The 14350-nt window shown below is 47.1% G+C and carries 13 protein-coding genes; 12 read left to right on the forward strand and 1 reads right to left on the reverse strand.

What is annotated here, in order from left to right:
• Positions 1-9: 9 nt before the first annotated feature.
• Positions 10-1953: a glycosyl hydrolase family 18 protein gene (locus C7475_RS01990; protein WP_158286390.1), complete on the reverse strand. Its 1944-nt coding sequence runs from the start codon at positions 1951-1953 to the stop codon at positions 10-12.
• A gap of 487 nt (positions 1954-2440) precedes the next feature.
• Here C7475_RS01990 and C7475_RS01995 point away from each other — a divergent pair, with 487 nt between their 5' ends.
• The 12 genes from C7475_RS01995 to C7475_RS02045 all read left to right on the forward strand — a co-directional run bounded on the left by C7475_RS01995 (position 2441) and on the right by C7475_RS02045 (position 14350).
• Positions 2441-3013 carry a DUF4255 domain-containing protein gene (locus tag C7475_RS01995; protein WP_110050507.1) on the forward strand — a complete coding sequence of 191 codons (573 nt, stop codon included), beginning with the start codon at positions 2441-2443 and terminating at the stop codon, positions 3011-3013.
• 14 nt (positions 3014-3027) lie between these two features.
• Positions 3028-3840 (forward strand): hypothetical protein, encoded by an 813-nt coding sequence (locus tag C7475_RS02000; protein ID WP_110050509.1) that lies wholly within the window; start codon positions 3028-3030, stop codon positions 3838-3840.
• Between the two features lie 18 nt (positions 3841-3858).
• Entirely contained in the window at positions 3859-5364 is a 1506-nt protein-coding gene (locus tag C7475_RS02005; protein ID WP_110050511.1) for a phage tail sheath C-terminal domain-containing protein, read from the forward strand.
• A 93-nt stretch (positions 5365-5457) separates the two neighbouring features.
• Positions 5458-5871 (forward strand): phage tail protein, encoded by a 414-nt coding sequence (locus C7475_RS02010; protein WP_233259743.1) that lies wholly within the window; start codon positions 5458-5460, stop codon positions 5869-5871.
• A gap of 5 nt (positions 5872-5876) precedes the next feature.
• Positions 5877-6320, forward strand: coding sequence for a phage tail protein (locus C7475_RS02015; RefSeq protein ID WP_110050515.1), 444 nt, complete (start codon positions 5877-5879; stop codon positions 6318-6320).
• Positions 6321-6326: 6 nt separating this feature from the next.
• Positions 6327-6497: a DUF5908 family protein gene (locus C7475_RS32880; protein ID WP_158286391.1), complete on the forward strand. Its 171-nt coding sequence runs from the start codon at positions 6327-6329 to the stop codon at positions 6495-6497.
• Between the two features lie 3 nt (positions 6498-6500).
• On the forward strand, positions 6501-7169 hold the full coding sequence (locus tag C7475_RS02020) for a LysM peptidoglycan-binding domain-containing protein (RefSeq protein ID WP_110050517.1): 669 nt from the start codon (positions 6501-6503) through the stop codon (positions 7167-7169).
• Positions 7169-8986 (forward strand): type VI secretion system tip protein VgrG, encoded by a 1818-nt coding sequence (vgrG, locus tag C7475_RS02025; protein WP_110050519.1) that lies wholly within the window; start codon positions 7169-7171, stop codon positions 8984-8986. The genes C7475_RS02020 and vgrG overlap by 1 nt, the downstream gene beginning before the upstream one ends.
• A gap of 50 nt (positions 8987-9036) precedes the next feature.
• Positions 9037-9339, forward strand: coding sequence for a PAAR domain-containing protein (locus tag C7475_RS02030; protein ID WP_110050521.1), 303 nt, complete (start codon positions 9037-9039; stop codon positions 9337-9339).
• 10 nt (positions 9340-9349) lie between these two features.
• On the forward strand, positions 9350-9778 hold the full coding sequence (locus C7475_RS02035; RefSeq protein ID WP_110050523.1) for a GPW/gp25 family protein: 429 nt from the start codon (positions 9350-9352) through the stop codon (positions 9776-9778).
• 15 nt (positions 9779-9793) lie between these two features.
• Positions 9794-13558 (forward strand): hypothetical protein, encoded by a 3765-nt coding sequence (locus C7475_RS02040; RefSeq protein WP_110050525.1) that lies wholly within the window; start codon positions 9794-9796, stop codon positions 13556-13558.
• Positions 13559-13564: 6 nt separating this feature from the next.
• Positions 13565-14350, forward strand: a complete 786-nt coding sequence (locus C7475_RS02045) for a hypothetical protein (RefSeq protein WP_110050527.1) — start codon at positions 13565-13567, stop codon at positions 14348-14350.

Below are 14350 nucleotides of genomic sequence, written 5' to 3' on the forward strand. Positions count from 1 at the left end.
CCCCCAACGTTACGGTTTATCATTTTTCGTCAACAACGGACGTATTAATATCCGCATAATCAACATGCCCAATACAAGCCCCACAGAAAATATCAGCAGGAGGTCCAGCATCGGTACCGTTACACATTTCGCCTTTACACTGCCATTGTCAGCTGTAGCATGAGTAATACCAAAAGGAACGTCTCTGTTGAGAAAGAGTGTTACTATCCCGAAGAACATAGTGATCAATACCCAGCCTATCAATATGCGCAACACTACCTTTTGCAATGGCCAGGCGCTACCTACCATCCGCATATTATATGCATAAAAGAACCCGATCAGTAATGCGATGATAAAAAGGAACAGGGTGAGGTAAGCGAAGAAATCATCGTCATGGTCGTCCTTTTCAATGTCCAGCTGACAGGGATCTGTAAACATCAGTTCAAGCACCCGTATTTCATGACCGATCCTTTGCGTCATGCGCGTCCACCAGGACTGGGTGGCGACAACTTCCGGAACTAATCTGACAGTGTCAATGAATGTAGTATCTATGCTGATGAATTTGGCGCCCAGCTCATCCCACAACTCACCATAACCGTCATCCGCACCTAATGGCCATACAGCAACACCACCCAGACCATTATTTAATACATAGTCGTATTTAACGTCCAGGGTATAGGCATCATCAAACCATATTTCCGAAGTAACTTCGCCGGCTTCATTTTTCTCTTCCACATATGCAGCTACTGCATCTTCATCATATATAACAGATGTATCGCCAGGGAAACGGTTTTTGATCTCGTTGAATGGAACATATTTCGTAAAGATATCCTTTCCGCCGCTCGGGCTTTTCTTCCATTGCGTACCGTAGTAGGAGAGGAGGATCACAAATTTTCCAGGGGCCACCTGCTGATTCAGCAAACGGGACATGACCGGTTCAATAGCCCGTCGGGCATCTCCCTTCATAGGAGCTAAAGCGCCTGCACGTGTGCCGCTGGCTTTCGTAAAGTCTACCAGGAAATGGTCCGTTAATGGGTCCAGTGCTCTCAGATCGTACGCAGCCTGCTCGTCGTACGATGGCAGGGTGATGGCGATGTTATATTTTTTGTCACTGTTATGTTGTAAGTAATTTGATAGTAAGGTAACAAAACGGGTGAAGGCTTCTCTCTTGTTGCCGTTTAGTTGACTGAACCAAATATTAATACCATTCGCATCATATTGTTGCAGTAGGGGTAACAGAGAATCAATACAGCGGAATTGTGCATCTTCATCTTTCAGCAATGCATCGATATGAGCAGGATCATTTTCATATAATGTAAATAGCCTGTCGCTACCTGCTGATGCTGCCAGTGTGAACATGTTTAATGGAAAAGGAGGAATATCTCTTGCCTTAATATCTTTTTCAGTAGTATATCCATAGAAGCTTACGGCGCTGAGGGCAGTGAAATTATAATGAAGATATTTATCGTTCATCCAATAGGGGTGAACACCTATTACATTTGCCTTATGCCCCAGCGTGATCGTATATCTCGCGCCGAGTGAATCTCCCATGCGCAGGGTATCCATCTTACCCGGCGGACGTCCATATATAGCACGAACTTCCTGCAAGCGTTTCTGCTGTACTTCGGAGCTTTTCTCTTCTTTTGCCTTCTGTGTTAATATAGGAATGATCTTATTAATGAGGTCTGCAACATCTGTAGCTGGCACCGGTGGAGGAGGAGCTTCTGGTGTTTCGCCCGGTACAACCGCTGTATCTCTTGCTGCTGCATCAGCTATGATGGCGTTGATCAGTTTACTTAATGAATCAAAGTGTTGGTTCTGTTGCAAGGACAACTCGGCATTCAGTTTTTTAATGTCTGCTGCCGTTGCCACCATAGAATCGGCCATCACGGTTCTGATGATGGTGATCACACGCTGCTGTTCTCTTGCCCGCGCATTTTTCGTGAACCTTAAGGCCGCAACTATCTTTTGCAATAGTTTGACTTTCCCCGTTGTATCTTTCTGAAAAGTTGGTAAGTTTATCGTCTTTAATCCATGGGAAGTATCATACGGGTATGCATATATTATATTAGCCTGGACGTTATTCTTAGGAAACAAAAAGATAGCAAGGACAAAAAAGAAACCGCATAGGATTCTGATAAGGGAATACATAAATAGTAAAATTTACGGAACAACTTTGAGGCAAGAGTAATAATAATAATTAATAAAAAATAGGTAAATATTCATTTAAATAAAAATTTTATTGTTTTCATTTAACTACTATCTTGTGGCCAATATGAAAATCGAAGTTATTTAGAATGTCCTAGTACCCTGATTTTCATCCCACTGACGTGGGATATGAATTTAGATATTAGAAGCCGACAACGAGTATTTACACACAACATAACATCGTAAGCTGCCACAGGCAAAGCATTGTTTAGCGTCAGTTTTACTGAGTACTTCCTGAGAAAATAATAGCCATATGATTTACGAAACCTTATCGTGCATCACTGAAGTGATTAACAAACACTTTAGCAGGCAATTGCATGTCAATGAGGAAAAAGTAGTGCTGTCCGGTATTGTAAATCAGGATGGAAGTGTTGCTATACAGGGCGAGAACAAAGTACTTGTGACGCTGATCAACATTGAGAAAGAGGCGCTGGGAAAGAGTGTACCCGGTTATAATCCGGGAATGCTGCAGGCAAAGACCGCTCCGCCGGTATGTATTAATCTGTATGTGTTATTTTCTGCGTATTTCAGCGGAAACAACTATGCAGAGGCATTGCGCTTCATCTCTTTTGTCATGGCCTTTTTTCAGTCACGCAACGTATTCACTCCTGCTGATACGCCATCACTGGACCGCCGGATAGATAAGCTGGTATTCGAAATGGAAAGTATGGGTACGGAGCGGTTGAACAATGTATGGGCCACACTGGGCGCCAAGTATATGCCTTCTGTGGTTTATAAAATGCGTATGCTGACATTCGATGACAGTATTATCAGGGAATACAGACCTTCCGTATCGGACATCACTACAAACGACAAACTTCTGTAAACGGAATTACAGTAATGGGATTTGATTTGCTGACGGAAGTTTATTTCCGCCACCGGTTCTTTGCTGACAATTGTTTAAGGGACATCCGCGTGCTTGTACCCCAGCAGACCGCAACTGACATGAGACGTTATGGATTACTCTTCCGCAGACTGCCGGACAGGTTTGTATTGCTCTATGACAATAGCAAGACGGACGAGCGGGAGCAGCTGCTACGGGAGGATCTGGCGTTAGTATTTGACCTGCAATTGCAGGACAACTTATTTTATAATTATACGGGATTGCAGCAGTCTGACATTCCGAACAGCATACTGTTGTTTGGTAATAAAGACGGTTATGCGCCCGGTAAGCTGCATAAAGATGATGTGGTAACAGCCAATCAAGTGGCCCCGTTTGAACATCAGGGCGGCATTGTATCCGCAAAACCATTTGCAAGGATAGTATTGTCGCTTACTCCCGGCCTGTCTGATCGTTATGAGATCAGTTTTGCCGCCAGGGCTACCCGCTGGTGCTATTTTTTGATGAGCGATAATCTTGCTGCATTGTCAGAACCAGCTATCATCGACACCAGCAACAAAATTCATTTTAAAGGTCCGCAGGCAGTAACACTTCCTGACGGCGCCAACGCCAGCGTCTTTGTCTCGGAAGAGGCGATCGCACTGGCGCAACGTCCTTTACATACGTTTCAGCTGGTGGAAGCCGGAGGCATTGGTGGTCTTAACCGGACCATCATTTCTGCGCTTCCATCGCCGGATATCCAAACTATTTCAGCTGCGGGCATACCAGGATATGACCGCACACAAGCATATTCTGAAATCTTTTTATACTAATCTCAAACCCGTACAGCTATGGCTTCAACACTCATGACACCGGGCGTTTACATAGAAGAAAAGAACGCCTTCCCCAGTTCTGCCGTTGCCGTCGAAACAGCAGTTCCTGTCTTTATCGGCTACACACAGAAGGCCGAGCGGTTTGGTAAATCACTTCTGAAAAAACCAACCCGTGTTACCTCTTTCGCAGAGTTCGTAGAGCTCTTCGGCGCAGGCTTCCAGGCAAAGTTCAGCATCACTGACCCGGCAGCAGATTACAAAGGAGAAACATTTATCGTGAACGGCGCTCCCAAGGTAGTGACCATCATGCCGAAGAACACTTTCTACCTTTACAACAGCATCCGCCTGTTCTATGCAAATGGTGGTGCGAATTGTTACATCGTTTCCGTAGGTACCTATGGCGATAAGGCTGCTGAAGGCCTTGAAATTGCCCTGGACGACTTTACCGGTTCCGCCGACAAACCCGATATCCTGCTCGCGCTGGAGAAAGAGTTTGAGCCTACGCTGGTAGTTATTCCGGATATCATCGCTCTCGGGAAAGCCGCTTACGCCACTATGTACACAAAAGTACTGGCCCACTGCGCTAAAACACAGAGCCGGTTCGGCATCTTCGACCTGGCGAAGCAATCTTCTACCGATACTACAGATGCTATCGTAGCAGATTTCCGTACCGATATCGGTATCAATGCACTGAACTATGGCGCTGCCTATTATCCCTGGCTGAAAACAGCTATTGTTCAGAGCAATGAGATCGACTTCGAAAACATCGACCCCGCAGTTGACCTGGCAGCAATATTACCAGAGCCACTGGCGCAACAGGTAGTGACTGCCTACAAAGCGATCGCTACCCCTGATGCTAACGCGAAAAAGAACTTCCATCAGTCACTTAAAGCGTCCAGCCCTGTTTATAACAGCATCCTGGAAGAGATCAGGGCAAATCTGAACGAACTGCCTCCAAGCGGCGCTATCGCTGGTTTATATACCATGGTGGACAGCACCCGCGGTGTATGGAAATCGCCGGCCAACGTATCTGTAAGTATGGTGAATGCTCCTTCCGTGAACATCTCCAACGATGAACAGAGACAGTTGAACGTAGACGTACTCGCAGGTAAATCCATCAATGTGATCCGTCCTTTTCCGGGTATCGGTACACTGGTATGGGGTGGCCGTACACTGGACGGTAACAGCCAGGACTGGCGCTATGTGAACGTTCGTCGTACCCTCATCATGATAGAACAATCTATCAAACTGGCGGCACGCACCTACGTGTTCGAGCCGAACGACGCTACCACCTGGGTAACTGTGAAAGCCATGATCGACAACTTCCTGAACAACCTCTGGAAACAGGGAGCACTGGCAGGAGCTGCTCCTGAACAGGCTTTTGACGTTCAGTTAGGACTTGGTTCCACCATGACGCCACAGGACATCCTTGATGGTAAAATGCTGATCACCGTAAGAGTAGCGATCGTAAGACCTGCTGAGTTCATCGTGATCACATTCCAGCAGATGATGCAACAATCTTAAAAAACTAACAGACTTATCACCCTATTATTTTATCATTAAAAGCTTATAACTATGGCAGATGACGGATCTACCCAAGCCCAAACCACGTGGCCTTTGGTCAAATTTTCCTTCAAGGTCATGTGGGACGGAGCTGAATTGATTTTCCAGGAAGTAACCGGATTATCATCAGAAACACAGATTATCGAATACCGTGGCGGTAGCAGCCCTGTATACTCTACAGTGAAAATGCCAGGTATTCAGAAGTTCTCCAATATCACCCTGAAAAAGGGCATCTTCAAAGGAGACAAAGCACTCTGGGATAAGTATAAAGGTATTACAATGAATACCTACAAGCGTATCAATATCGTAGTGAGCCTCCTGGATGAAAAACAGGATATCGCTATGAGCTGGACGCTGAAAAATGCATTCCCTTGCAAGATCACCGTTACGGATATGAAATCGGACGCGAACGAAATAGCCGTTGAGACTATGGAAGTTGCGCACGAAGGTTTAACCATCAGCGAATAAGGCTTATGGATCCCGGATATCCAATGACAGGCTTTCATTACAAGGTGAACTTTATTAGTTACCCTGGTAAGGAAGAAGGGAATTTCCAGGAGGTGAGCGGCATTTCCGTTAACATAGCCACAGAAACAGTTAAGGAAGGGGGAGAGAATCAGTTTGTTTACAAACTGCCTTCCCCTCCTCAATATAGCAACCTTGTGCTGAAACGTGGCTTACTGGTCGGATCTTCCGTTACTGACTGGGTAAGGACGACCCTGTCCTCCTTCAAATTCAAGCCTACTACTATTGTGGTCATGCTGCTGGATGAACTCCACAAGCCTATCTACTCCTGGAAGTTCTATGGTGTCTATCCTGTTAAGATGGAAGTATCAGGCATCAAGGCAAAAGGAGATGGCGAAATTGTGATAGAGACACTGGAGCTGGCTTACAAGTATTTTGAAAAGTACAACTGATTAACGATGGCGCTTGAAATAAGAGAACTTGTCATTAAGGTGACCGTCTCCACTGATGCTGGTAAAACATCCGCAGCAATGCCCGATGAAAGGACCTTGCGCCAGTGGAAAGAGAGTATCGTCAGGGAATGCCTGGACAACATTCTTAAAAGAATGAAAACTGAAGCCGACAGGTAAGTTATGGGTGAGATCAAAAAATTACAGATTGCAGCTTATGGAGATGCGGCCTGCGTTGATAAGTTACTGAGTAAGATCAGTGCAATGATCAATCCCAGTACCTATTCCCTGACCTACAAAGCCGAATACGGCTCCCCTGATGAACAGAACTCGTCCGACCCTACGATGGTCTTTACAGGTATGGGAGATTCTGACCTGAACCTCGACCTGCTGGTGGATGGTACAGGTATTATCCCGATCCCTGACGGCCAGTCGGTAGATGGCTACATTGACAGGTTGCGTTACGTGATGTTTTCCTATCAGGGCGATAAACACCGGCCTAATTTCCTCAAGATCTCCTGGGGAGATTTTGTGTATAGAGGCGTTTGCACCAGCATCACGACCAACTATAAAATGTTCAATGCTGACGGTACTGCATTAAGGGCGGAAGTAAAACTGGTGATAGCGAAATCGCTTGACTTTAAAACCAAGAAGCAAAAGGCTAAGAAAGGTTCTCCCGATCTGACGCATATCATTACCGTAAAAGCAGGTGACACATTGCCGATAATGGCTTACCGCATCTATGGTGATCCTTCCTATTATATGGAAGTGGCCAGAGTTAACGGGCTGAGTAGCGTTCATGCTATCCGCCCCGGCGATGAACTGTATTTTCCACCATTAAAGAAAGCTTGATGCCGGCGCAAAGTCCTACTGCCAATATAACCGATGCTACCCTCCGGTTCACGGTGACCTCAGAAGGTAACGCCATCCAGGAGAAATATGGGGTGGTGTCCGTTTCCATTTCGCATGAGATCAATAAGATCTCTTATGCGGAAATAGTGTTTGTAGAAGGTTCCGGCGATATCGGCGAAGGTGGGGACGGCGGTAGCTTCCCCAGCAGCGAAGGTTCAGACCTGGTACCTGGTAACACCATCGCGATCACTGCCGGTTATGGAGAAGATACGGAACAATCCGTGTTTAAAGGCGTGATCGTGAAACAGGCATTGCGCATCAGCAGCAACAAGCTATTCCAGGTGGTCGTGACCTGTAAACATCAGGCGGTAAAGATGACGTTGAACCAGAAAGAGGCGGAGTTCTCCGAATCTACGGACAGTGACGTTATTACGAAGATCGTAGGCACATATGGTCTTTCTGCTACTGTGGATAGTACATCAGCGCAACAGGAGGTATTGTTCCAGAAGACTGCTACCGACTGGGATTTTGTCCTGGGCAGGGCAGCCTTTAATGGTTACATCACGATCGTGGACGATGATGGGATCACGATCGGTAAACCTAAATTCAGCGAGGAGGCAGTTTTGTCTGTCGGCTATGGCGAGGGACTGATCTCTTTCGATGCGGAACTTAACGCCGAAAAGCAACCGCCTGCGTTGGAGGCAGCTGCCTGGGACCCGCAAACACTGGCGCTCATCACGTCAAGTGCTGCAGAACCAAGCCTTAACACACATGGTAATCTTACAGCCAAATCATTCTCAGGAAAGCTTTCACAGTCTGACCTGAAACTTATTTCCAGCGCCCCGATGGCACAGGCAGACCTGAAATCGTGGGCCGACAGTACGTTGTTGCGTCTGCGTATGAATGCCATGAGAGGCACTGTTTCCTTTATTGGCAGTGCGCTTGCCAAGCCGGGAAAGCTGCTGGAACTGAAAGGTGTCGGAGACCGTTTCAATGGTAATGCCTATATTATTGCTGTGAGGCATACAATGGAGGAAGGGCTCTGGACTACCACCGTACGCTTTGGCGCGCCAGACAGGCCTATTTTTGAAAAGGAACAGTTCTCTTATACGCCTGCCAATGGCCAGATGCCTGCTATACAAGGTTTGCAGCTTGCCACGGTGGCGAAGATATCTGAAGATCCCGCCTCACAGTACCGCATACAGGTAAAGCCGGCTTCCAACGCCAGCGACCAGAAAGGGATCTGGGCGCGTCTTGCCAGTTACTACGCTACATCGGGCGCCGGTTCGGTGTTCTATCCGGAGGTGGGCGATGAAGTAGTAGTAGGTTTCCTGGAAAGCGATCCGCGTTACCCTGTAGTACTGGGCTCTTTGTTTGGTAAAAGTAAGGTGCCGCCCGTGACGCAGGCTGATGAAAAGAACAATGTCAAAGCATTGTACACCCGCAGCAAGTTGCAGCTGAACTTTGATGACGATAAAAAGATCATCAAGATCACAACGCCCGGCAATAATACTATTACGCTGAGCGACGATGGTAAATCGATCGAGATAAAAGATCAGAACAACAACAGCGTCAAACTGGATGACAGCGGTATAACACTTGACAGTCCAAAAGATATCACCCTGAAAGCGACAGGTAACATCAACCTGAAGGCCACCGGTAAAGTTTCTATGGAGGCTACACAGGATATGGAGCTGAAAGGCATGAACATCAACCAGACGGCACAGATGGGATTTACCGCCAAAGGTACGGCTACTGCAGAAGTATCTGCATCCGGCCAGACCGTCATCAAGGGCGGTATCGTAATGATCAATTAAAGGAACTGTTACGGCGGATGATCTGCCAGTAACAACCAAAACAAAACAAAATGGGAGCACCCGCAGCAAGATTGACTGACATGCATACCTGTCCCATGCAAACGCCGGGAATACCACCTATTCCGCACGTAGGCGGTCCCGTTATAGGACCCGGTATACCGACAGTGCTGATCGGCAGTATGCCGGCAGCGGTATTGGGCGATATGTGCGTATGTGTAGGTCCGCCGGACTCTATTGTAAAAGGTTCCTCCACAGTAATGATAGGTGGGAAACCTGCTGCCCGTATGGGCGATAGCACCGCTCATGGCGGTACTATCGTACTGGGATGTCCGACAGTATTAATAGGCGGTTAAAACAATTTAAATGTCAATCAATTCTTTCCTCGGTACCGGATGGGCTTTTCCTCCGGCATTCGATAAAGCCGGCAGCACAGCGGTTATGAGCCACGCCGTTGCCGATATAGAAGAAAGCATCCGCATCATACTGGGTACTGTGCCTGGTGAAAGAATGATGCAACCCACTTTCGGATGTAATCTTCACAGGCTGGTATTTGAGAAGGTGGACAGTGAGATGATCACCGAGATCAGCGACCTGGTTGAACATGCTTTACTGGACTTCGAACCGAGGGTTCATTTTCAAAGCCTTGACGTGCTGTTGCGCGACGATGTTCAGGGTATGCTTCATTTGCAGATCCATTATACTATTATATCTACTAACACCAGGCATAACTTGGTTTACCCTTTCTATTTCCTGGAAGGCACCAATATCGTGTCGCCCAACCTTTTGCCTTAGCGTGTAGCGCGTAACATGAATACATTATTCGATTATATGAGGGATGGCGTCAGTCAGACGGAGCGAAAATTAGAAGCGCTGTTGCCATCCTATGTGAAGATTGATGAACGCAGTAAGGAAGACCTGTTATTATTCCTGTCAGACCTGTCTGCACAGTTCAACTATTTTAACTTTCAACATGAAGTTGAGGGCGACTGGAAAGAATTTATCCAGGCGGATGCCCTTATCATGATCATTGCGATCTCACGCCTTGATTTTACGTTGTGGCAACAACGGCAGCAGGTACTCCAGGACCTGCTGGAAGCTGCAGACAACGATACACAATTACAACCACCATTAACAGACCTTTTTAACCTTATTTACGGCATTGCCATACAACTGGCCAGTCATTTACAGCAATTGAAGAAAGCGGACCTGCAGGGCTTCACCTGGATCTATACAGAGCAATTGCAGGACAGCCTGGAAGAAGATGTACTGCATTTACTGCAGTATGAAAGAGAGGCGGCAGGGCTTTTCAGGCACATACGTTATTTCCGTTCAAAGGCGGTAACAAAAGAGTTACAGGTGCTCTTTCCCCAACTCATCCGCAGGCAGGGAGAGACCGGACCTGTTTTTCTCGGTTACCAGTCGCTCAATGAAATTTATAATAACCTCCGGTCCAAATACTACCAGGTTACCAGTTCCGCGCAACTGTACCTGAAAAGACGACCGGATGCGATGGAACATCATCCGCATATAGGATTGCTGATGGCGTTCACGCAACTTTACGGTCATCTCCAGAATAAAATAAACGGCCTCACAGGGCAGCACCTGTCATACTATTACCGGAACGTGCTGGGAATACAGCAACGCGCCGCTATACCCGACAAGGTGCACGTATTTGTAGATATGCTGCCGCAGAGTGTTCCGGTAGTGGTAAGAGAAGGTACGCCTATGATCGTGGAAACCGGTAACGGCGCGCCTCCTGCCACCTACAGGCTCACGCAGGACCTGAATGCCAGTCAGACGAGGTTGCGTGCATTACAGGCTGTATATGTGAACAGCTACACGCAGATCTCGGCCAGCGATCCGCAGCAATCAGATATTATCGAACAACAGGTATATACTTCTAAACATAAGGTAACCGCACCGGCAGACCATCTGCCCGGTGCATTACCGGTAACGCCCTGGCCCTTACTGGGAGAAGCACAGGAAGAACTGCCCCTTGATCAAAGGACCATGCAGGAAACAGAGATGGGACTGATCATTGCATCCCCGCTGTTCTATTTGACAGAAGGCCGTCGTACCGTCGATATTTCACTCTACTTTGAAGCATCTTCTTATGAAAAGCTGCTGGCCTATGTGAGGAACTTCGCCGCGGTAACAGGTAAGAAAGAGGCGCTGGTGATGAACGATCTGTTATCGTCAGCCCTCATTATTTCATATACGACCGCTGAAGGCTGGTTTACATTTACCAAACATAGTATCCGTAGCGCTACGCCTGACTGCGACTCTAATTGTATCGTGATCAGTATTACCTACGATATCAATGCTCCGGCGGCAGCGCTTTATAATCCTGTCGTACACCTGGGCTCTTATCAGACCACCCTTCCGCTGGTAAGGTTGCTGCTCAATAATAATAGCTTCCATCATCCTTATTCATACCTGCCCTTGCTATGGCTGGAGCGCATCGCTATCCGTGCAAACGTAAGAGGGTACCGCTCCGTAAGGCTATTCAATAATGCAGGGCCACTGAGTCCTGCGAACCCTTTCCAGTTGTTTGGTCCTCAACCTGCTGTAGGTTCCTTCCTGGATATAAAAGACAGTAACGTTTTTAATGCTTATACAACAGATTTCCGCATCAGGATGGAATGGCTGGAGCTGCCACATACCACCGGCGGATTTAATGAATATTATGATGCGTATGATGCCGGTATGCTCAATGACTCGTTCAAGGCGGGCATCAGTGCCTACGAGAACGGACAGTTCCAGCCTGAACGCAACAGGCAGCAGTTGCTGGACCTGTTCGAGACGTACCATGATGATGAAGACCGGCTTTTACTTTCAGATACCGTTATCCTGAGAGATATAGATCATCAAAGGATCAGGTTCCATAATAAGCCTTTGTTGAATAAAGAACCATTTGTAACAGATGGTTTTTATACGGACGGCGCTATCCGCCTGGAACTGGCAGCGCCGCGCGAAGCGTTCGGCCACAGAATGTTCCTGCGCCTGTTCCCTGAAGTGGCGATGCACAATGCCGGCAGGTGGAACAAGAAACGGCCTGTTCCCAATATCCCCTATACGCCACTGGTTAAATCCATTATGGTGGACTATACACTGGAGCAGGCTGAAATTATGAAACCGGAGAAGGTGAACGATACGGACCAGGCATTACAATTGTTCCATCTCTATCCTTATGGGCACAGGCAGGCATATCCTTCCGCCTTTCAGGGAGATTTTTCGTTGTTGCCGGTGTTTGACGACAAGGCGAGCCTGTATATGGGCTTTGATCAAATGTCGCCACAGGAAGATATTTCCCTGCTGTTCCAGCTGGACGAAAAGTATTACAAGTATACCAATACCAACAAAGCGCCTAAGTTACATTGGAGTTATCTCTATAACGACCGCTGGGTACCGTTCAACAAAGATCAGATCCAGGGAGATACCACCCAGTTGTTTATCAGCAGTGGCATCATTAGTATGCGTACGCCTTCTGAGAACTGTTATGGTAATACCAGGCTTGCTAAAGAGCTGCAATGGATAAGACTATCTGCACCGGAAGAGATGCAGATACGTCCGATGGTGAAAGGCGTATTCGTCAATGCAGCGCTTGCAGCCCGTGATCAGAAAGATACGGCTATCGCCACAACGCTTGCCCCGCTGTTCATTAAGTCTTTACAGCAGGACGTACGGGGTGTTCAGCGTATATGGCAGCTGTTCCCATCTTTTGGTGGCAGGCCGGCGGAAACTGCAGAGGAATATTATCAGCGTGTCAGTGAGCGCTTGCGTCATAAGAAGCGTCCTACATCCGGTATTGATATCATACAGCTCGTGTTGGAAGAGTTTCCGGATGTGCTCATTGTTAAATGTGTGACCGGCATCACTTCCTCTGACGTACAACTTGTAGTGGTTCCGAAACCACCAGAGAACGGAATGTATGAAAGTGAAGAGCCGCTGATGGATATTGCTACCCTGTACCGGATCTTCCATTTCGTGAAAGAACTGTTGCCGCCTTATGTGAAGTTATCGATACATCATCCGGACTATGAACGGGTAAAGATCATCTGTGATGTAGGCTTCGTAAAAGGTACCAGCAGTACTGACAAGAATTATTACCTGGTGAAATTACAGGAAGATATCCGCCGGTTCCTTACGCCCTGGTTGTTTGACAGCCATACGGATGTTAAGATGGGCGGAGTTTTGTATATAGCGGATATCCTGAACTTTATTAAAAAACTGCCTTATATCGCCTATGTAACCGGCTTTTCCATGGTGCACTTCTTCGAAGAAAGAGATGCCGACGACAAGCCCATTCACTGTATGCTGGACACTGCGGCCAGCAATACGGACTATGTAAAAGCCTCAACATCTGCAGCGATACTGATACCCGCATTACATCACTCAATCAGGGTACTGGACGAGTGGGAATACCGCGATCCGGAGCCTATAGGCATCAGTAACGTCATTACAGGTGAAGAGATGATCATTGGGCAGCATGAAAGGAACAGTTACCGGGAGGACGACGACTCCCATTATGCAGAAGGAGAAATTATCTCACTCACCATACAACCCAAATAACGGACTATGGCCACGACAAACAACAATAAGATCTATGGCAGAGAAGAACTGAAGGAGCATTTCCGTAATGGAAAACTGCCGACAGAACATCACTTTGCGCATCTGATAGACTCCACCATTAACAAACAGGAGGACGGTTTCTCGAAGGATGAGGAGAATGGTATGCTGGTAGCAGCATTGGGCGCTTCCAAAAGATTTGTTTCCTTTTATCGTACCAACGATGACCTGGAGCCTTTCTTCCTCATGGAGAAAGATGAACGCGATAATCCCGGTTTCCGGATGGGCGCCAATCCTGATGCTTCGAAAGAAGTACAGACAGATGAAAAGAACTTTTATTTCCATCTGAACGGCAACATGGGCGTTGGCAGGAAATGCAATCCCTGTTATAAAATGGATGTTGCCGGTTTTGTAGCAATGGAAGGCCGCACAGGCACCTATGTGATGGGCAAGGTACCGGCTGACGGTCAGTGGCATCCTATTATCAGCGGACTTGATAACTGTCACGCCTATGAGATAATGGCCAGGACAGGTAAACGTAACTCCGGCCGTTTTGCTATTATGCACGCCATTGCGGTAAGTGCATTTGGCGGTTCAGCATGTAGCATACGCCGTACTTCCGCACACTATGGTTTCTTCTGGAACAGACTGAGATTAAGGTGGAAGGGCAGTGCGCACAATTATGATCTGCAATTGCGTACCAACAGTAATTACGGAGAAGGCGTGGACATCTATTATCGTATCATGCGTTTGTGGGATGATACTTCATTTATGCCGGAGGAATATTATCATTAA

Source organism: Chitinophaga sp. S165 (genome assembly GCF_003182155.1).
Classification (GTDB): Bacteria; Bacteroidota; Bacteroidia; order Chitinophagales; family Chitinophagaceae; genus Chitinophaga.

What these genes read in the sequence shown, in the direction of transcription:
- C7475_RS01995 (WP_110050507.1), top strand. Translation starts at nt 2,441, where the DNA reads ATGATTTACGAAACCTTATCGTGCATCACTGAAGTGATTAACAAACAC.
- C7475_RS02000 (WP_110050509.1), top strand. Translation starts at nt 3,028, where the DNA reads ATGGGATTTGATTTGCTGACGGAAGTTTATTTCCGCCACCGGTTCTTT.
- C7475_RS02005 (WP_110050511.1), top strand. Translation starts at nt 3,859, where the DNA reads ATGGCTTCAACACTCATGACACCGGGCGTTTACATAGAAGAAAAGAAC.
- C7475_RS02015 (WP_110050515.1), top strand. Translation starts at nt 5,877, where the DNA reads ATGGATCCCGGATATCCAATGACAGGCTTTCATTACAAGGTGAACTTT.
- C7475_RS32880 (WP_158286391.1), top strand. Translation starts at nt 6,327, where the DNA reads ATGGCGCTTGAAATAAGAGAACTTGTCATTAAGGTGACCGTCTCCACT.
- C7475_RS02020 (WP_110050517.1), top strand. Translation starts at nt 6,501, where the DNA reads ATGGGTGAGATCAAAAAATTACAGATTGCAGCTTATGGAGATGCGGCC.
- vgrG (WP_110050519.1), top strand. Translation starts at nt 7,169, where the DNA reads ATGCCGGCGCAAAGTCCTACTGCCAATATAACCGATGCTACCCTCCGG.
- C7475_RS02030 (WP_110050521.1), top strand. Translation starts at nt 9,037, where the DNA reads ATGGGAGCACCCGCAGCAAGATTGACTGACATGCATACCTGTCCCATG.
- C7475_RS02035 (WP_110050523.1), top strand. Translation starts at nt 9,350, where the DNA reads ATGTCAATCAATTCTTTCCTCGGTACCGGATGGGCTTTTCCTCCGGCA.
- C7475_RS02040 (WP_110050525.1), top strand. Translation starts at nt 9,794, where the DNA reads ATGAATACATTATTCGATTATATGAGGGATGGCGTCAGTCAGACGGAG.
- C7475_RS02045 (WP_110050527.1), top strand. Translation starts at nt 13,565, where the DNA reads ATGGCCACGACAAACAACAATAAGATCTATGGCAGAGAAGAACTGAAG.